The organism is Pseudomonas sp. R11F, from assembly GCF_050312575.1.
In the GTDB taxonomy this organism is placed as follows: Bacteria; Pseudomonadota; Gammaproteobacteria; order Pseudomonadales; family Pseudomonadaceae; genus Aquipseudomonas; species Aquipseudomonas palleroniana.
This window is the reverse complement of sequence record NZ_JBNPJU010000065.1, coordinates 269,122-288,355: the sequence shown is the minus strand read 5'-3', so window position 1 is coordinate 288,355 and position 19,234 is coordinate 269,122. Positions and strand designations below refer to the sequence as shown.

The 19,234-nt window shown below is 61.4% G+C and carries 17 protein-coding genes; 11 read left to right on the top strand and 6 right to left on the bottom strand.

Features of this window, described 5'->3' with window-relative positions; genetic code table 11:
* Nucleotides 1–46: 46 nt before the first annotated feature.
* Nucleotides 47–508: a ribose 5-phosphate isomerase B gene (rpiB, locus tag ACQRBV_RS19860; protein ID WP_161549789.1), complete on the bottom strand. Its 462-nt coding sequence runs from the start codon at nt 506–508 to the stop codon at nt 47–49.
* Nucleotides 509–791: 283 nt separating this feature from the next.
* Here rpiB and ACQRBV_RS19855 point away from each other — a divergent pair, with 283 nt between their 5' ends.
* The 7 genes from ACQRBV_RS19855 to dhaL all read left to right on the top strand — a co-directional run bounded on the left by ACQRBV_RS19855 (nt 792) and on the right by dhaL (nt 7,981).
* Nucleotides 792–2,279 carry a sugar ABC transporter ATP-binding protein gene (locus ACQRBV_RS19855; protein ID WP_161549788.1) on the top strand — a complete coding sequence of 496 codons (1,488 nt, stop codon included), beginning with the start codon at nt 792–794 and terminating at the stop codon, nt 2,277–2,279.
* Complete coding sequence (locus ACQRBV_RS19850; protein ID WP_090370553.1) at nt 2,276–3,253, top strand: ABC transporter permease; 978 nt, start codon at nt 2,276–2,278, stop codon at nt 3,251–3,253. Before ACQRBV_RS19855 ends, ACQRBV_RS19850 begins: the two co-directional genes overlap by 4 nt.
* A gap of 34 nt (nt 3,254–3,287) precedes the next feature.
* Nucleotides 3,288–4,295: a substrate-binding domain-containing protein gene (locus ACQRBV_RS19845; protein WP_411984291.1), complete on the top strand. Its 1,008-nt coding sequence runs from the start codon at nt 3,288–3,290 to the stop codon at nt 4,293–4,295.
* Between the two features lie 60 nt (nt 4,296–4,355).
* A complete protein-coding gene (locus ACQRBV_RS19840) occupies nt 4,356–5,111 on the top strand; it encodes an SDR family oxidoreductase (RefSeq protein ID WP_411984292.1) in 756 nt (251 codons plus the stop codon).
* Nucleotides 5,112–5,136: 25 nt separating this feature from the next.
* Nucleotides 5,137–6,252 carry an MDR/zinc-dependent alcohol dehydrogenase-like family protein gene (locus ACQRBV_RS19835; protein ID WP_090370548.1) on the top strand — a complete coding sequence of 372 codons (1,116 nt, stop codon included), beginning with the start codon at nt 5,137–5,139 and terminating at the stop codon, nt 6,250–6,252.
* 76 nt (nt 6,253–6,328) lie between these two features.
* Complete coding sequence (locus ACQRBV_RS19830; protein WP_244383315.1) at nt 6,329–7,330, top strand: dihydroxyacetone kinase subunit DhaK; 1,002 nt, start codon at nt 6,329–6,331, stop codon at nt 7,328–7,330.
* A 3-nt stretch (nt 7,331–7,333) separates the two neighbouring features.
* Nucleotides 7,334–7,981, top strand: a complete 648-nt coding sequence (gene dhaL, locus ACQRBV_RS19825; protein WP_060752548.1) for a dihydroxyacetone kinase subunit DhaL — start codon at nt 7,334–7,336, stop codon at nt 7,979–7,981.
* Here dhaL and ACQRBV_RS19820 read toward each other — a convergent pair.
* Nucleotides 7,938–8,834, bottom strand: coding sequence for a LysR family transcriptional regulator (locus ACQRBV_RS19820; RefSeq protein ID WP_411984293.1), 897 nt, complete (start codon nt 8,832–8,834; stop codon nt 7,938–7,940). The two genes, dhaL and ACQRBV_RS19820, sit on opposite strands and share 44 nt — an antisense overlap.
* A gap of 149 nt (nt 8,835–8,983) precedes the next feature.
* On the opposite strand from ACQRBV_RS19820, the gene ACQRBV_RS19815 reads away from it, so the two are divergent.
* Nucleotides 8,984–10,513: an MFS transporter gene (locus ACQRBV_RS19815; RefSeq protein ID WP_411984294.1), complete on the top strand. Its 1,530-nt coding sequence runs from the start codon at nt 8,984–8,986 to the stop codon at nt 10,511–10,513.
* Between the two features lie 138 nt (nt 10,514–10,651).
* Here ACQRBV_RS19815 and sohB read toward each other — a convergent pair whose 3' ends face one another.
* Nucleotides 10,652–11,677 (bottom strand): protease SohB, encoded by a 1,026-nt coding sequence (gene sohB / locus ACQRBV_RS19810; RefSeq protein ID WP_060752545.1) that lies wholly within the window; start codon nt 11,675–11,677, stop codon nt 10,652–10,654.
* Nucleotides 11,678–11,881: 204 nt separating this feature from the next.
* On the opposite strand from sohB, the gene ACQRBV_RS19805 reads away from it, so the two are divergent.
* Both ACQRBV_RS19805 and ACQRBV_RS19800 read left to right on the top strand, forming a co-directional pair.
* Nucleotides 11,882–12,592, top strand: a complete 711-nt coding sequence (locus ACQRBV_RS19805) for a histidine phosphatase family protein (RefSeq protein WP_090370542.1) — start codon at nt 11,882–11,884, stop codon at nt 12,590–12,592.
* A gap of 55 nt (nt 12,593–12,647) precedes the next feature.
* Entirely contained in the window at nt 12,648–12,962 is a 315-nt protein-coding gene (locus ACQRBV_RS19800; protein WP_003215671.1) for an SCP2 sterol-binding domain-containing protein, read from the top strand.
* A gap of 47 nt (nt 12,963–13,009) precedes the next feature.
* Here the strand turns inward: ACQRBV_RS19800 and ACQRBV_RS19795 are convergent, their stop codons facing one another.
* Nucleotides 13,010–15,649, bottom strand: coding sequence for an MGH1-like glycoside hydrolase domain-containing protein (locus tag ACQRBV_RS19795; RefSeq protein ID WP_244383312.1), 2,640 nt, complete (start codon nt 15,647–15,649; stop codon nt 13,010–13,012).
* 134 nt (nt 15,650–15,783) lie between these two features.
* Nucleotides 15,784–17,193, bottom strand: coding sequence for an OprD family outer membrane porin (locus tag ACQRBV_RS19790; RefSeq protein ID WP_411984295.1), 1,410 nt, complete (start codon nt 17,191–17,193; stop codon nt 15,784–15,786).
* A 297-nt stretch (nt 17,194–17,490) separates the two neighbouring features.
* Between ACQRBV_RS19790 and hglS the strand changes: the two genes are divergently transcribed.
* Nucleotides 17,491–18,867: a 2-oxoadipate dioxygenase/decarboxylase HglS gene (gene hglS, locus ACQRBV_RS19785; RefSeq protein ID WP_411984296.1), complete on the top strand. Its 1,377-nt coding sequence runs from the start codon at nt 17,491–17,493 to the stop codon at nt 18,865–18,867.
* A 136-nt stretch (nt 18,868–19,003) separates the two neighbouring features.
* Here hglS and ACQRBV_RS19780 read toward each other — a convergent pair whose 3' ends face one another.
* Nucleotides 19,004–19,228: a YdcH family protein gene (locus tag ACQRBV_RS19780; RefSeq protein WP_411984297.1), complete on the bottom strand. Its 225-nt coding sequence runs from the start codon at nt 19,226–19,228 to the stop codon at nt 19,004–19,006.
* Between the last annotated feature and the right edge of the window lie 6 nt (nt 19,229–19,234).

The window sequence follows — 19,234 nt, the reverse complement described above, 5'->3', positions numbered from 1 at the left end:
TCGGCGTCAAAGGCGCATTCTCCCGACTCTTGCCCCGTTTAGTCCACTACTGATGCCCATCGCGCTCAATCGCATTGATGCGCTCGACCTTGGCCCCGGAACGCGTCGCTTCGAACTCCGACTCCAGAAATGCCTTGACGATGCTTTTGGCCAACTCCGCACCGATCACTCGCGCACCGATGGACAGTATCTGCGCATCGTTGCTCTTGCGGGCACGCTCCGCCGAGTAGGTATCGTGAGCCTGGGCTGCACGAATGCCCAATACCTTGTTCGCGGAAATGGCCATGCCGATACCGGTGCCGCACACCAGCACACCCAGGCGTTGCTCACCGGCATTAATGGCGTTGGCCACGGCCAGGGCGATATCCGGATACAGCACCGGCGCGGTGGAATGAGTGCCGAAGTCGGTGACCGGATAACCCAGCGTCTCGATATGACGCTTCAACAGCTCCTTGAGCTCGAAACCCGCTTCATCGCATCCGATAGCCACCGGGAAAGGTGTGTTCATGGCGTCTGACTCCGCTGCCGTGTTTATGCTTGTGACTGATCATATGATCACTCAATGAAATTTCTCTCAGTCATTTCGCTTGCATTCACCCCTTCCTGTCAAGCAAGTTCTAACTGACCCGGCAGTCAAAGCGGTCTAAAAAGGCGATATTGCCACTCATGACCAGAATCATGGCTTTTTAATGAAAGAGATTGACTGATCAGAATTTCATTTGATACACATATGATCACAGCAGAACATGACTGTGCGACCTAATAAGAATTCACAGCACGAGGACACGCCGATGGCTACGCCATTACTGCTCCAGGCTGAACACGTCGCCAAGGCTTATGCCGGGGTGCCTGCCCTGCGTGATGGGCGCCTCTCGCTGCGGGCCGGCAGCGTCCACGCCCTGTGCGGTGGCAATGGCGCAGGCAAATCGACGTTCCTGAGTATCCTGATGGGCATCACCCAACGTGACGCCGGGACCATTCTGCTCAACGGCGCACCGGTGCAGTTCAACCGCCCAGGCGAAGCCTTGGCGGCGGGGATCGCGATGATCACCCAGGAGCTGGAGCCCATCCCCTACATGACCGTCGCCGAAAATATCTGGCTGGGCCGCGAACCGCGCCGCGCCGGCTGTATCGTCGACAGCAAGGCCCTCAACCGTCGCACCCGCGAGCTGCTTGAAAGCCTGGAGTTCGACGTCGACGCGACCCAGCCCATGCACCGCCTGAGCGTGGCGCAGATCCAACTGGTGGAAATCGCCAAGGCATTCAGCCATGACTGTCAGGTGATGATCATGGACGAACCCACCTCGGCCATCGGCGAGCGCGAGGCCGAAACCCTGTTCAAGGCGATCCGCCGCCTCACCGCCCGGGGCGCCGGTATCGTGTATGTGTCGCACCGCCTGAGCGAGCTGGCGCAGATCGCCGACGACTACAGCATCTTTCGCGATGGCGCCTTTGTGGAAAGCGGGCGCATGGCGGATATCGATCGCAACCACCTGGTGCGCGGCATCGTCGGCCAGGAACTGACGCGCATCGACCACAAGGTCGGCCGCGAATGCGCCGCCAGTACCTGCCTGCAAGTGGACAACCTGAGTCGCGCCGGCGAATTCCACGACATCAGCCTGCAACTGCGCCAGGGGGAAATCCTCGGTATCTATGGCCTGATGGGGTCGGGGCGCAGTGAATTCCTCAACTGCATCTATGGCCTGACCACACCGGATTCCGGCAGCGTCACCCTGCACGGCAAGCCCATGCCGATCGGCCTGCCCAAGGCCACGATCAATGCCGGCGTATCCCTGGTTACCGAAGACCGTAAAGACAGCGGCCTGGTGCTGACCGGCAGCATTCTTTCCAACATTGCCCTGTCGGCCTACAAGCGCTTGTCGAACTGGTCGTTGATCAATGCGCGCAAGGAAACCCAACTGGCCCGCGACATGGTCAAGCGCCTGCAGATCAAGACCACGTCACTGGACCTGCCGGTGGCCTCCATGAGCGGCGGCAACCAACAGAAAGTCGTGCTCGCCAAATGCTTGTCCACCGAGCCGGTGTGCCTGCTGTGCGATGAACCGACCCGCGGTATCGACGAAGGCGCCAAGCAGGAGATCTACCACCTGCTCGACCAGTTCGTGAGGGCCGGCGGCGCGGCCATCGTGGTGTCGTCGGAAGCCCCCGAGTTGCTGCACCTGAGTGATCGCATCGCCGTATTCAAAGGCGGCAGGCTGGTGACCATCAGCACTGACACCGCCCTTTCCCAGGAAGCCTTGTTGAGTCTTGCCTCATGAATGCCAAAACCCTTGCTGCTCCGATTACCGCCGCGCCGCGCAATCGCCTGCGCCTTTCCATCGACCGCTTCGGCCTGCCGCTGGTGTTTATCCTGCTGTGCGGGGTGATGGCATTTTCCAGCGAATACTTCATGACCTGGCGCAACTGGATGGACATCCTGCGCCAGACCTCCATCAACGGCATCCTGGCCGTAGGCATGACCTACGTGATCCTGACCAAGGGCATCGACCTGTCGGTGGGCTCGATCCTGGCCTTCGCCGGGCTGTGCAGCGCCATGGTTGCCACCCAGGGCTACGGCCTGCTGGCCGCCGTGAGCGCGGGGATGTTTGCCGGGGCGATGCTCGGTGTGGTGAACGGCTTTATGGTCGCCAACCTGTCGATCCCGCCCTTCGTGGCAACCTTGGGCATGCTCAGCGTGGCGCGAGGCATGACGTTCATCCTCAACGACGGCAGCCCGATCACCGACCTGCCCGACGCCTACCTGGCCCTGGGCATCGGCAAGATCGGCCCGATAGGTGTGCCGATCATCATCTTTGCCGTGGTCGCGCTGATCTTCTGGATGGTGCTGCGCTACACCACCTACGGCCGTTATGTGTACGCGGTAGGCGGCAACGAAAAGAGCGCACGCACTTCCGGCATTGGCGTACGCAAAGTGATGTTTTCGGTGTACGTGGTTTCGGGCCTGCTTGCCGGGCTGGCCGGCGTGGTGCTGTCGGCCCGCACCACTTCCGCCCTGCCCCAGGCCGGAGTGTCCTATGAGCTGGACGCGATTGCCGCAGTGGTGATCGGCGGTACCAGCCTGTCGGGCGGCACCGGCAGCATTGTCGGCACGCTGTTTGGTGCGCTGTTGATCGGCGTGATCAACAACGGGTTGAACCTGCTCGGCGTGTCCTCCTATTACCAGCAGGTCGCCAAGGGCCTGATCATCGTGTTCGCAGTACTGATTGACGTGTGGCGCAAGAAAAAACCCTAGAGAACGACCCACAACAATAACCGGAGTTCTACTCATGAAACTTGGTACCACCTTGGCCGCCGTGGCGGCCCTCTCCCTGCTCGCCAGCAGTATCACCCTGGCCGCCGAAGGCAAGTCCTACAAGATCGGCGCGGCCGTCTACGGCCTCAAGGGTCAGTTCATGCAGAATTGGGTGCGCGAGCTGAAGGAACACCCGGCCGTCAAGGACGGCACCGTGCAGTTGACCATTTTCGACGGCAACTACGACGCCCTGACCCAGAACAACCAGATCGAAAACATGGTGACCCAGCACTACGACGCCATCCTGTTCGTGCCGATCGACACCAAGGCCGGCGTCGGCACCGTCAAGCAAGCCATGAGCAACGACGTAGTGGTCATCGCGTCCAATACCAAAGTCGCCGATGCCGCCGTCCCTTATGTGGGTAACGACGACGTGGAGGGTGGTCGCCTGCAAGCCCAGGCCATGGTCGACAAGCTCAACGGCAAAGGCAACGTGGTGATCATCCAGGGCCCGATTGGCCAATCGGCGCAAATCGACCGGGAAAAAGGCGAGCTGGAAGTGCTCGGTCAACACCCCGAGATCAAGATCATCGAGAAAAAAACCGCCAACTGGGACCGCGCCCAAGCCCTCGCACTGACCGAAGACTGGTTGAACGCCCACCCCAAAGGCATCAACGGTGTGATCGCGCAGAACGATGACATGGCCCTGGGCGCCGTGCAGGCGCTGAAGTCCCACGGCTTGACCGCCAAAGACGTGCCAGTGACTTCGATCGACGGCATGCCCGATGCGATCCAGGCGGCGAAGAAAGGCGAAGTCACCACCTTCCTCCAGGACGCCCAGGCCCAGTCCCAAGGTGCGCTGGATGTGGCGCTGCGAGCCTTGGCCGGCAAGGACTACAAACCCCAGTCGGTGATCTGGGAGCGCTATGCCAAAGAGCTGAAATGGGCTGAGGGCACGGCCAAGAACTACATCCTGCCGTGGGTGCCGGTGACCGACGCCAACGCCGACACCCTGTACAAACAAGTCAGCGGCGGCAAATAGCTATTGGCCTGAAACACCGCCCACATTGGATCGTCACAGCGCTCACAAGAGGAGCCATGCATGTCTGGATTCTGGAACCAAGCCTTCGACCTCAGCGGCCGTTGCGCCGTGATCACCGGCGGTGCCGCCGGGATCGGCCTGGCCTGCGCCACCCTGCTGGCCGAACGCGGCGCCCGCGTGGCGCTGCTGGACCGTGATCCGGCGGTCGTGGATGTCGCGGCAAGCCTGGGTGCCGAACATCTGGGTATCGCCGTCGACCTCAGCCGGATCAGCCAGGTGCAACACACCATCGACCAGGTGTTCGACCACTTCCAACGCCTGGACTACTTGATCAACAGCGCCGGCATCGCGCTGCTGGACAAAGCCATCGACGTCAGCGAAAGCGCCTGGGACAGCACCCTGGACATCAACCTGAAAGCCAGTTTTTTCGTGGCCCAGGCCTGCGCCAGGCACATGCTGGCCCAAGGCGCCGGGCGTATCGTCAACCTCGCCTCCCAGGCTGCCGTGATCGGCCTCGACCGCCACGCTGCCTATTGCGCCAGCAAGGCCGCGATCGTCGGCATGACCAAGGTATTGGCCATGGAATGGGCGCCGCAGATCAACGTCAACGCCATCTCCCCGACCATCGTCGAGACTGCCCTGGGCAAGAAAGCCTGGGCCGGTGAAGTGGGTGAGCGGGCCAAACTGCAGATCCCGGCGGGCCGTTTTGCCCAGCCCGAAGAAATCGCCGGGCTGGCGCTGTACCTGCTCAGCGATGCCGCACAGATGATTACCGGCGCCAACATGGTGATCGACGGCGGCTACAGCATTCAGTAATTCTTTTTTGTCGTGAGGTTCTGTCATGTCCACCGCTACCGAACGCACACCTGATCAACTGCACCCGGTCATCCCGAAAACCATGCAGGCCGTGGTCTGCCACGGCCCGGAAGACTATCGCCTGGAAACCGTCGACGTCCCGACGCCTGGCCCCGATGAAATCCTCACCAAAGTCGAGCTGTGCGGTATCTGCATGGGCGACATCAAGACCTATCGCGGCGCGCCGTCGTTCTGGGGCGATGCCGAACAACCGCGCTACGTGAAACCGCCGATGATTCCCGGGCATGAGTTTGTCTGCCGTGTAGTCGCCCTCGGCCCGGGCGCGCAAAAGCGGGGTGTACAGGTCGGCGACCGGGTGATCTCCGAGCAGATCGTGCCCTGCTGGGGCTGCCGCTTCTGCAACCACGGCCAGTACTGGATGTGCCAGAAGCATGACCTCTACGGTTTCCAGAACAATGTCCAGGGTGCGATGGCCCAGTACATGATCTTCACCAAGGAGGGCATCATCCACAAAGTGCCGGAATCCATCGCCCCCGATGAAGCGATCCTGATCGAGCCGCTGGCCTGTTCGCTGCACGCCGCCGAGCGCGCCAATGTCGACCACGATGACGTTGTGGTGGTCGCCGGCGCCGGCACGCTGGGCCTGGGCATCATCGGCGCCGTGCGCCTGCGCAATCCGAAAAGACTCATCGTGCTGGACATGAAGCCCGAGCGCGCCGCCCTCGCCCTGCGCCTGGGCGCCGACGAAGTCTGGAACCCGGCCGAAGTCGACGTCATGGGCAAAATCCGCGAGATCACCGATGGCTACGGCTGCGATATTTACATCGAGGCCACCGGGCACCACAAAGCGGTCAACCAGGGCCTGGCAATGCTGCGCAAACTGGGGCGCTTCGTCGAGTTCAGCGTGTTCAACGACGAAGCCACGGTCGACTGGTCGATCATCGGCGACCGCAAGGAACTCGATATCCTCGGCTCCCACCTGGGGCCTTACATGTACCCGCGCGCCATCGACTTTATTGGTAACCGCAAGATCGACATGCGCGATGTGGTGACCCACACGTTCGCACTCGCGGATTTCAAGGAGGCGTTTGCAGTGATGGAGCGCGGAGACAAGTCGCTCAAGGTTGTGCTCAAACCTTAGGCGCACCACCTGGGAGCAAGCCGCTCCACACTGGATTGTTGTCGTCCAACAGAACAAGAACACAGGAACCCGCGTTATGAATCGAGTCATCAACGATCCGGACCAAGTGGTCGAGGACATGCTGCGCGGCATCCTGGTCGCGCACCCCGAGTTGCGCCAGTACGAGACCAACCCTCGGGTCATCACCAAAGCCAGGCCCTCCGGCCAGGGCCGCGTAGGCATTGTCACCGGCGGCGGCTCAGGCCATGAACCGGCGTTTCTCGGCTATGTCGGCCCGGGCCTTGTGGACGCGGTAGCCGTCGGCGAAATTTTTTCGTCACCCACCGCCAAAAGCTTTTTCGATGCCTTCCGCGCCGCCGACCATGGCGCGGGCGTGGCCTGCCTGTACGGCAACTATGCCGGCGACAATATGAACGTGAAGCTGGCGATGAAAATGGCGGCCAGCAAAAACATGCGCATCCGCACGGTGGTCGCCAACGATGACGTGGCCTCCGCGCCGAAGGCCGATATCGCCAAGCGCCGAGGGGTGGCTGGGGAAATTTTCATGTGGAAGGTCGGCGGTGCCGCTGCAGCCCAGCATTACGACCTGGACGGGGTCATACGGGTCGCGCAAAAAACCGTCGATCATTGCCGCTCGATCGGCATCGGCCTCACCCCCTGCACGATTGCCGCCGTCGGCAAGCCGAACTTCCAGATCCCTGACGGCCAGATGGAATTGGGCATCGGCCATCATGGCGAGCCGGGCATCGAAGTAGTCGCCATCGAACCGGCAGCCGCGATGGCTGAACGCATGCTCGCGCCAATCCTCGCCGACCGCGATTTCAGCCAGGACGACAGCGTGGTGGTATTGGTTTCAGGCCTGGGGGCCACGCCGCTGATGGAACTGTATGTGTTCTACGCCGAAGTGGAGCGTCAGCTCAGCGCCAAGGGCTTGAAGATTCACCGTTGCTACGTCGGAAACTACTTCACCTCCCTGGAGATGATGGGCGTGACCTTGACCCTGCTCGGCCTGGACGCAGAGCTGAAAACCCTGATCGATCATCCCTGCCGTTCCATCGGCATGACCCAGGCGGAGTGAACCATGAGCCAGCATTTTTCCACCCACGACGGCAGCGCCATCGTTGCCGACTTGGTCAGCGTGATCGTCGCCAACCGTGAATACTTGAGCGAAGTGGACGGCGCCATCGGCGATGGCGACCACGGCATCAACATGGCCAAAGGGTTCGCCCATTGCGGGCGCACAATCGAAGGCCGCCAACTGACGCTGGCCGAAGCCCTGGATGAACTGACCCTGAGCCTGATGGAAGGCATCGGCGGCTCCATGGGCCCGTTGTACGGCAGCCTGTTTATCGGCATGGCCGACGAGGTACGCAGCTGTGATGACATCGACGCCACCACCTTCGCCCACTTGCTGCGCGGCGGCTTGACCTCGCTGCAGGACATTACCGAAGCCGGCGTGGGCGACAAGTGCTTGATGGATACGCTGATCCCGGCGGTCGAAGCCTTTGAGGGCGCGCATGCCGGCGGCGCGTCCTTCCATGATGCGTTGGAGGCGATGAAAAGCGCTGCGTCACGCGGCCGCGATTCGACCAAGGACCTGGTGGCGAAAATCGGCCGCGCCAGTCGCCTGGGCGAGCGTTCCCTGGGGGTGCTGGACGCGGGCGCGGTGTCGTGCTGCCTGATCCTCACGCGCCTGGCCGACTCGGTACAACCGCGACTGATTGCTTGATGTGCTCCAGGTAGCGCACCACCGCCGGCGCTTGCTCAAATCGCCGGTGAATCAACGACAACCATGACGAGGCTTCGCATCCCTGAATCGTGCGGTACGCCACGCCCGGCAAACTCACATGCCCCACCATGGACGCCGGCACCACCGCCACGCCCTGCCCCAATGACACCAGCGCCACCACCGCGACCAAACCACCCGGTTGCGGCCCCAGGCGTGGCGCATAGCCACCTTGTGCGGCCACGTGCAGGGTGCCGCTGATCTGTTCCGGCAGGATAAACGTCTCATTCTGCAAGTGTTCGCAGCCGATGGCTTTGAGCCCGAGCAGCCAGGAATCCTGCGGCAGCGCGAGCACGAAGCCCTCACTGTCCAGGCGTACCGCCTCCACGCCATCGGGCAAGTTCATGGGTGAGCGGATGTAGCCGATGTCATACCGCCCATCCGCCACCGCATTGGCCAAGGTCGCCATCGCGCATTCGCGCACGTTCACGCTCACGTCGGGAAACGCCTGGCTGAACCCCTGCATTTGCCGTTGCAGCAAACCGCAGTACAGCGCCGAAGCCACGTAACCCAACTCGATATGCCCGATCTCCCCACGACCGGCGCGCTGGGCATTGCGTTGGGCGAACTCGAATTGCCGCACCGTGGCCTCGGCTTCAATCAGCAAGGCGGCGCCCGCTTCGGTGAGGCTGACCTCGCGCTGCCGGCGGATGAACAAGCGTGTGCCCAGGCTGTTTTCCATGTCCTGGATCTGCCGGCTCAGGGTCGGCGGCGCGATGCCTAACTGCTCGGCCGCGCGGCTGAAGTTGCGGTGCTGGGCAACGGCCAGAAAGTAACGGAAATGGCGTAGTTCCATAGAGGTTTAGCTCAAAGGTAATGAAGTGCTTCGTAGCGGCTAACAAAGACGTTACCGGCCAAGGATAAGCTCATACCACTTCAACACTAGAGAGCCCTCGCGATGCCCGTCAATTGTCTTTTCAGGATTGCCTGCAAGGTAATTCAACCATGAACCCGGCCAGCCCACGCCTGACGCTGCTGACCGCCTCCGGTGTCTGTTCGTTGATCGTGCTGGATACCAATATCGTCGCGGTGACATTGCCAAGCATCGCCCGCGACCTGGGCGCCAATTTTGCCGATATCGAATGGGTGGTCAGCGCCTATATGCTCGCGTTCGCGGCCTTGTTACTGCCCGCCGGCAGCATTGCCGATCGCTTTGGCCGCAAGAAATCGCTGATCTGGGGGTTGAGCATTTTCATCCTGGCGTCCCTGGGCTGTGGTGCTGCGCCGAACGCGTTGTTGCTCGATATCGCCCGCGCCGTCAAAGGGGTCGGCGCGGCCCTGCTGTTGACCTCGGCACTGGCCTCCATCGGCCACACCTTCCACGATGAAGTGGAGCGTGCCAAAGCCTGGGCGTTCTGGGGCGCCTGCATGGGCGTGGCGATGACCGCCGCGCCGACCCTGGGCGGCCTGATTACCCACTATCTGGGCTGGCGCTGGATCTTCTACCTCAACCTGCCCGTGGGCCTGACACTGATGAGCCTGGCGCTGCGCGCGATTCCCGAATCACGCGACACCCAGTCAGCACGCCTCGACCCATGGGGCAGCCTGGCCTTCAGCGCAAGCTTGCTCTGCCTGATCTGGGGCTTGATCGAGGCCAATCGCATTGGCTGGGACAACCCGCTGACCTACGCCCGCCTGGTCGGTGGTGCGCTGTTGCTGGGTGTGTTTGTGTGGGTCGAGCGCCTGCAACAACGGCCCATGGTGGATTTGCAACTGTTGCGCCACCCGCGCTTTATCGGCGCGCTGTTGGGAATGTTTGCCTACGCCGGTTGCGCCCAGGTGATGATGACGCTGCTGCCGTTCTACCTGCAAAACGGTTTGGGCTTTTCCGCGATTGCCTCGGGGCTGGGCATGCTGCCGTTTGCTTTGACCATGCTCATCTGCCCCCGGATCGGCGCCCGCCTGGCTGGCCGCTTTGCACCCGCGACGATGATGGCCGCCGGCTTGACCCTGGTGGGCTGCGGCAACTTGCTGAGTGCCTGGGCCGTGAACGTCGGCGGCTATCTGCCCTTCGCCCTGGCGATTGCCGTCACCGGTGCCGGTGCGGGGCTGCTCAATGGCGATACACAGAAAAACATCATGGCCTGCGTGCCACGCGACCGCGCTGGAATGGCGTCGGGCATGAGCACCACCATGCGTTTCAGCGCGATCATGCTGGCCATCGGCGTGTATGGGGCGTTGTTAAGCAGCCATAGCGAGCGGTTGCTCAGTGCGAGTCTTGACGCTCAGTGGCAGGCCCAAGTGGCGGCTATTGCCTCGCGCGTCGTGGCCGGGGATATGCCGGCGGCGATGGGGTTGTTGCCGCAGTCGGCACGGGCGGCCGTGCAACCGCTGGCGCAACAGGCGTTTGTGGGTGGGTTCGGCGGGGTATTGTGGGTAGCCGGATTGTTGGGGTTGCTCGGGGCGGTGGTGGTGGGGATCTTGATGAGCAAACCCATTCCGGCAGCCACCCCATCGCCACTGCCGACCCGCTGATTCCAATAGCACACAACAAATGTGGGAGAGGGCTTGCTCCCGATAGCGGTGGTTCAGTCCATACAGTTATCGACTGTCACATCGCCATCGGGAGCAAGCCCCCTCCCACAAGGGATCAGCCTACAGGCCCAGCGTCAGTTACCAGAACCGCTGCTGGGTCAGCCGGTTCCACCAGGTCAACAACACGCGGTCAACCGAGCCGCTGGCGGCCAGGCCCACACGTTCCTGCAGGCTTTTACGCTCGGCATAGTGCAGGTGGAAAACCTCGGCGGTCTTGGCCTTGTTCGCCAGGTATTCGTCGCTGGTCTGCAGTTCATCGACCAGTTGTTTGTCGAGGGCGGCAACCCCCAACCACACTTCGCCGGTCGCCACGTCGTCGATCGCCAGCTGTGGGCGGTAGCGCGAGACGAAGTTCTTGAACAACTGATGGGTGATGTCCAGGTCCTCCTGGAACTTCTCGCGGCCCTTCTCGGTGTTTTCGCCAAATACCGTCAAGGTGCGCTTGTACTCGCCGGCCGTCAGCACTTCGAAGTCGATATCGTGCTTCTTGAGCAGGCGATTGACGTTCGGCAGTTGCGCCACCACGCCAATGGAGCCGAGGATGGCGAACGGTGCGCTGATGATCTTCTCGCCGATGCACGCCATCATGTAGCCGCCGCTGGCCGCCACTTTGTCGATGCATACGGTCAACGGCACGCCCGCCTGGCGGATACGCGCCAGTTGCGATGACGCCAGGCCATAGCTGTGCACCATGCCGCCGCCGCTTTCCAGGCGCAGCACCACTTCGTCCTTGGGCGTGGCCAGGCTCAGCAACGCGGTGATTTCATTGCGCAGGCTCTCGGTGGCAGAGGCCTTGATATCACCGTCGAAATCCAGCACGAACACCCGCGGCTTGGCCTCGGGTTTCTTCTTGCTGTTTTTCTTTTCGGTTTTGCTTTCGGCTTTGCGCAGGGCCTTGAGCTGCTCTTTGTCGAGCAGGCTCGACTCCAGGCGCTCACGCAGGCCCTTGTAGAAATCGTTGAGCTTGCTGACCTGCAATTGGCCGGCGGACTTGCGACGGCCTTTGTTGCGCAGCGCCGCGAAACTGATCAGTACCACCAGGATGGCGACCACCAGGGTGACGGTCTTTGCCAGGAAACTCGCGTATTCAGCCAGAAAATCCATGTCGCTCCTTATAAGGACAATTTAAATGGATGTGCGCCAGGCGCAGATGCCCCAGCATACCGGCGGCACCGCCTTCGGACCAGTGCTCAAACCGCCAGCAATACCGCTCTAACGCGCTTTTAAAACAAGCGTATGTTTTTTCATTGACAGCTCGCGGGCATCCTCATAACCTCGCCAGACTTTCAACGTACCGGGAAAACGGACGTGGGCAGCATCTACCTGATTCGACATGGCCAAGCCTCCTTCGGTGCAGACGACTACGACGTGCTGTCGCCCGTCGGTGTGGAGCAAGCGCAAGTGCTCGGTCGCCACCTGGCCGACCTCGGCCTGGCATTCGACCGTTGCATCGCCGGCGACCTGCGTCGCCAGCAGCACACCGCCCGCGCTACCTTCGATCAGTACACGGCTCTCGGCCTCGCGGTGCCACCGCTTGAAGTCGACAGTGCCTTCAACGAGTTCGACGCCGAGGCGATCATCCGCGCCCTGCTCCCCGACCTGCTCGGCACCGAGCCCCACGCCCTGGAGATCCTGCGCAATGCCGCGCAGAACCGCAGCGAATTCCAGCGCATTTTCGCGCTGATCATCGAGCGTTGGCTGGCCGGCACCTATGACCCGCCCGGGCTGGAAAGTTGGCTGGGGTTTGTCGAGCGCGTCCAGGGTGGCCTGCAGCGCATCCTCGAGGCGGCCGACAACACCCACAAGATCGCCGTGTTTACCTCCGGCGGCACCATCACCGCCCTGCTCCACCTGATTACCCGGATGCCTGCCGCCCAGGCCTTCGAACTGAACTGGCAAATTGTTAACACCTCGCTCAACCAGCTGAAATTCCGCGGTCGCGAGGTGGCACTGGCTTCCTTCAACAGTCATACCCACTTGCAATTGTTGAAGGCGCCGCAGCTCATCACTTTCCGATGAACTGCGGCCAACCGTGACCCCAAGGTCACTGGACTCACCCTAAAGGATCGAAACCATGACTGACGTAGCTAAAGCCGTAGAAGCAATGAAAGCCAAATTCAACCCAGCTGCCGCCGACGGCCTGGACCTGGTCTTCGGTTTCCGTATCGATGACACCCAGAACTTCTCGCTGGTGGTTAAAAACAACACCTGCGAACTGCTGGAAGGCGAAAACCCGGACGCCCAAGTGACCCTGGTCATGGACGGCGAGACCATGAAAGGCATCGTCGACGGCTCCACCGACGGCATGCAGGCGTTCATGGGCGGCAAACTGCGCACTGAAGGCGACATGATGCTGGCCATGAAGCTGAGCGAACTGTTCCCAGCCTGAGTGCACTGAAACTCCAATGGTGGGAGGGGGCTTGCTCCCTCCCACATTCAATTGCGGTTCGGCTGTAGCAACAACGCCACCAAAGCACTCCATCCCGTTTGATGAGATGCGCCCAACCCCCGCCCGGTTTCCCCATGGAAATACTCATGGAACAACACCAGATCCCGGCTGGCCGGATCTGCCTCCAACTGCGCATACCCCGCCATCGAAGGCCGCAGGCCATTTTCATCGCGCAGGAATAAACGCGTCAGACGCTGGCTCAGGCTGTCGGCGACTTCCTCCAGGGAAGACAGATAACCACTCCCCGTCGGGTACTCCACCGAGAAATTATCCGCGTAGTAGCGATGAAACTCGCGCAGCGACTCAATCAGCATGTAGTTCACCGGCATCCACAGCGGCCCCCGCCAGTTGGAGTTACCGCCGTAAAGGCGTGAGTCGGATTCAGCAGGCTGGTAGCGCGCACACAGGGTGTCGCCATTCATTTTCAGCGCCAACGGCTGCTCGGCAAATGCCTTGGACAGAGAGCGCACGCCAAACGCCGAAAGGAACTCATCGCCCTCCAACATGCGCCGCAGCAGGTCCTTGGTGCGCTCACCGCGCAACAGCGCCAGCAACAGGCGATTGCCCTGCCCCGGTTCGTTCCAGCGTGACACCAGCTTGGCCAGGTCTGGCCGGTGCTTCATGAACCCCAACAGACGTTCACGCAAGCCCGGCAAGCCTTCGTGCTCACGCTGCTCCAGCACCAGCACTGCAAACAGCGGCATCAGGCCGACGATGGAACGCAGGCGCACCGGTTCATTCTGGCCGTCGGGGCGGTGCAGCACGTCGTAGAAAAACCGGTCCTGCTCATCCCACAAGCCTTCGGCACTGTCGTCGACGCGATTGATCGCGCCGGCGATATACAGGAAGTGCTCGAAAAACTTCACGGCGATGTCCACGTACACCGCATTGCGCTTGGCCAGCTCCAGGCCGATGCGCATCAGGTCCAGGGCATAGGCGGCCACCCAGGCCGTGCCGTCGGCCTGATCCAACTGGTAACCCGGCGGCAGCGCCGCCGAGCGGTCGAACAACGCAATGTTGTCCAGGCCGAGGAAGCCGCCCTGGAACAGGTTGCGCCCTTCGGCGTCCTTGCGGTTGACCCACCAGGAAAAATTCAACAGCAGCTTGTGGAATATCCGCTCAAGAAAGTCCATGTCGCCCACGCCGTTGAGCGCTTTGTCCTGCTGATACACCCGCCAGCTGGCCCAGGCGTGTACCGGCGGGTTGGCGTCGTCAAAACGCCATTCATAGGCCGGCAATTGGCCGTTGGGGTGCATGAAGCGGTCTTTCACCAGCAACAGCAGCTGTTGCTTGGCATACCCTGGGTCGATCAGTGCGATCGCCACCGCCTGGAAGCCCTGGTCCCAGGAGGCGTACCACGGGTATTCCCAGGTATCGGGCATGGTCAGGATGTCGAAGTTGGACAGGTGCCGCCAATGGGTATTGCGAATATGCAGGCGCTCAGGCGGTGGCGCGGGCTGGGCCGGGTCGCCGTCGAGCCATTGGTTCACGTCAAAATAATAGAGTTGCTTGGACCACAGCAGGCCGGCCAGTGCCTGGCGTTGCACATTACGCGCATCCTCATCGGCAATGCCCTGCTGCAAGGCCGCGTAGAAATCATCCGCCTCCTGGCGACGCTGTTCGAAGAGCTTGCGCGCATTCAGCTCAGGCGCATCGGTGGGGGCAAACCGCAGGTACAGGGTCTTGCTTTCCAGGCCCGCCAGTTCAAGTACAAAGCGCGCCGCGACCTTGGTGCCGCGGTCGCGGCGAATCGCCGATTGCACCGCACCCACCACGTAATCGTTGATGCCATCCTTGAACGGCCCCAAGGCTGCCAGCCCATCCAGCTTGGGGAAGTTGGTCTCGTTTTCGCAAAACAGCCATTCGACTCCCTCCTGCCCCCACGCGCTGAGATGGCGATCGGGCAGCTCAGGGTGACGGGCCAGCACCTGCTCGCCGCTGAGGGTCAGGCTTGGCTTGGGCGCGTCGTAGGTCCAGCTCCAGTCATTGCGCGCCCAGAGCTGGGGCAGTACTTGCAAGCGCGTCGGTTGGTCCGAGCGGTTGTGCACGGTGATGCGCATGCAGATATCGTCGGGTTGATGCTTGGCGTATTCGACACTGACGTCGCAGTAGCGGTTGTCTTCGAATACCCCAGTGTCGAGCACTTCATACTCGGCGGCGTCCAGACCGCGCCGGGCGTTTTCGTTGAGCAAATCTTCATAGGGAAAGGCGGCATGCGGGTATTTGTAGAGCATGCGCATGTAGGCATGACTCGGCACGCCGTCGACGAAGAAGTACAGCTCCTTGACGTCTTCACCATGGTTGCCCTCGGCGTTGTTCAGGCCGAACAGGCGCTCCTTGATGATCGCGTCGCGCTCGTTCCACAGGGCCAGGCCCAGGCACCAGCGTTGCGCCTTGTCACTGAAACCGGCCAGGCCGTCTTCACCCCAGCGATAGGCCCGGCTGCGGGCGTGCTCGTGGGGAAAGTAGGCCCAGGCGTCGCCGTCAGCGCTGTAGTCTTCGCGCACGGTGCCCCATTGGCGTTCACTCAGATAAGGCCCCCATTCGCGCCAGCGCTCGGCGTCTTGAGCCGCCAGGCGCCGGCCTTCCAGGGTTTCAAGGATGTGGGTTGCGGGCTTGGCCGTCATCGAGTCCTCCATCACTGACACAGTGAGGGGCAGTGTAGAGCCCCGCCGTGCCCGGATGCACATGAAGTCTCATTTTATGAGCGCCAAAAAAAACGGCCGCTGATTCAGCGGCCGCTTGTTATCCCGGCGCGTTCTTAGAAGATCGCGTAGGTATAGTTGAAGATCAGGCGCGTCTGGTCCTGATCCGGCGTGCCGGTGTTGTGGCCGTGGTAAGTACCGGTGCGCAGCGTGGTACCGAAGCCCTTGAGCGGCCCTTCCTGCACGACGTAGTCGAGACGGAAGTCGGTTTCGTTTTCTTTCTGGTCGGAACCGCCGGCCACTTTGGACTTGATGCCGGTACCGTCCAGGTAGGCCACGGACGCTCTCAGGCCAGGTACGAAAGCCTTGAAGTCATAAGAGTACTGACCGAAGTTGACCTGCTCACCGGCACGGGAGAACTGGCCGACCACGGCGTCGGTGAACAGGTAGAAGTCGCTGCCGCCCGCGCCTTGCGGGTTAGGGTCGGCAAGGCTGCCCTGGTTGACCCAGACGAAGCCACCGTCATCGCTCACACCGATATGGCCAAGCATCAGGCTGCTGCCGCCCAACTGGTAGGTGAACGCGGCGCTGTAGGTTTTGTTGTCCACTTCGCCGGCGTGCTTGGCGTAGCCGCCGTTGTTGTTGAACGCATAGCCGGACTCGCCGTTTTTACCGTCGCTGCTGCTGTCGAAGTAGCGCAGGTCCGTCTTGAACGATTGGTCGTTGCCCAGCGGCAATACGTGGACCAGGCCGAAATAGTTCTGTTTGTAGAAGTTTTCCAGGTTGGCGTAGTAGTACTGCAACGTCAGGTTTTTAGCGATGGCGTTGTCGGAGGAGCCAAACGGCTTGTAATCAAACCCGCCGAATTTGAAGCTGTCGCTGTCACGGGTACCACCGGCCACGCTCAGCCCGGTGGAGTTGCTCGACGCACGGCCTTCGGCCTTGGTCAACTCACCGGCGGTGATACTCACGTTCGGGATGTCGTTGGAAGTGAGGATGCCGCCATCAAAGGTCTGCGGCGCCACGCGGCTGTCGTTCGAGACCAGGATCGGCAACACCGGCGCCAGGCCGCCACCCACATGCAGCTCGGTCTGGGAAATGCGGAACTTCACATTGCCGGCGGCACGGCTGAAGGAGTCGGCCGGTTCGGTACCGTTGTTCTTGGTCGGGAAGAAGCTGTTGCCGTTACCCGCCAGGCCCGGGCCTGCGGTGTGACCATCGCCACCGTCCAGGCGCAACGCACCAAAGGCCATCACGTCGAAACCGACGCCGAGGGTGCCTTGGGTGTAGCCGGACTTATAGTCAAAACGCAGCGCGGTCGCGGTTTCGCGCAGATCGTTGTTGGTCCCCGAGCGGTTATCGGCGCTGTAGTACATGGTCCGCGAACTGACGGACGCATGGCTGTCTTCAAGAAAACCGCTGTGACCGTTGCCTGTACCCAGAGAACCCAGCCCAAAACCATCGGCGCTCGCTTGCTGTGCGAGCACGGCGGCGGTGACAGCTAACGCCAGTGTAGAAATTTTCATTAATGACGGCCCCTAAATCTATTTTTATGTGTGCGGTGTTTAGAACAGCTTTCATCCCTACAAACGTGACGATTGTTTCATGACGCTCTGGGCGCACCTCGTGAAGAATTTGTTAGGAAAGTCGGGGAAAAATGAAATTTCGCAGGGGATGGTTTTTGTCATATTTACGTCATGTCATTCATTCGCAGAATGAAGTCCTGAAGATTCTTCGTTTGCACGCTGGCACCCAGCCCAACAAAATCCAGGCACAAGCCGCGTCATTGCATGCCCCTATCTCTAGTGTTCAGGAATTTTTTTATGCCCAGCGCCGCGCATATCAGCCCCGACGAGATCCGCAAAGGTTTTTCCAAGGCCATGTCGGACATGTACCGAGATGAAGTTCCGCTGTACGGCGCGTTGATGGCGCTGGTGGCCGAGACCAACAGCCGGGTGTTGAAGGCTGATCCGGGCCTGGCCCGGCAGTTGCGCCGCACCGCAGAGATCGAGCGCCTCGACATGGAACGCCACGGTGCCATCCGCCTGGGCACCGCCGAGGAATTGGCAACCATCCGCCGCCTGTTTGCGGTGATGGGCATGCAACCGGTGGGCTACTACGACCTGACGCCCGCCGGGGTGCCGGTGCATTCAACGGCCTTTCGCGCCGTGCATGAACATTCGCTGCAGGTCAGCCCGTTTCGCGTGTTCACCTCGCTGCTACGCCTGGAACTGATCGAAAACCCCGAGCTGCGCGCCTTCGCCGAACAGGCACTGGCCAGACGTGCGATCTTCACCCCGGGCGCACTGGCGCTGATTGCACAATCAGAACGGGACGGCGGCCTCAACGCCCAGGACGCTGATGAATTCATCCGCCAGGCCCTGGAAACCTTTCGCTGGCACCACACCGCCACCGTCACCGCTGCGCAATACCAGCAATTGAGCGACCAGCATCGCCTGATCGCCGATGTCGTGGCGTTCAAGGGCCCGCACATCAACCACCTGACACCGCGCACCCTGGATATCGACCAAGTGCAGGCCGCCATGCCTGGCAAAGGCATCACCCCCAAGGCGGTGATCGAAGGCCCACCCCGCCGTCGCTGCCCGATCCTGCTGCGCCAGACCAGCTTCAAGGCCCTCGACGAAGCCATCGCCTTCACCGATGCCCAGGGCAGCCACAGCGCACGCTTCGGCGAAATCGAACAACGCGGCGTCGCCCTGACACCCAAAGGCCGCGCCCTGTACGACCAGTTGCTGAACGCCGCCCGCGATGCGCTGGGCGCCTTCCCCAATGAAAGCAACGCTGCGCGTTATGTGGCGTTGATGGAACAACACTTCCAAGCCTTCCCCGATGATCATGCACAGATGCGTGAACAGGGGCTGGCGTACTTTCGCTACTTCGCCACCGAACAAGGCTTGGCGGCACGCGGCCAAGCCAATCAACCACAGACGCTGGCGGCATTGATCGCAGCCGGCCATGTGGCGGTAGAGCCGTTGGTCTATGAGGATTTCCTGCCGGTGAGTGCGGCGGGGATTTTCCAGTCGAACCTGGGGGATGCGGCGCAAAGTCACTACGCAGCCAACGCCAACCAGGCGCAGTTCGAACAGGCGCTGGGGCGTCAGACGATTGATGAATTGCAGCTGTATGGCGAGACGCAGCAGCGCTCCATCGACGAATGCCTGAAAACCCTGCTGAATTGAAATGAGGTGCCCGCCCGGCTCAGCTGCGCATTCCATGCGCTGCAAAAATCCCCAGAGCCGGGTGGACGGGGGGCATCATAGGCAGTAAGACGCCGTCTGTCCCCCAGACAATTCTGAACAAATATTGCCTTCGTTCCTACACCATCCGTTGCACAATTTCGTCTTTGATCAACAGCCGCTTTTTCTTCAGTACCTCCACCTGTTCATCGCTGGCGCTGGCCGATTCCGCTTTCAGTACCGCGTCGTCGGCGTCCTTGTACTGGTCGAACAGCGCGTCCAGGCGCTTATCACTCGCCCTACGTTGGTGAACCTCTTCCTTGCTTTTACCCAAGTCCTGAATCAGGTCGTGTTTCACTGGCATGGCGTA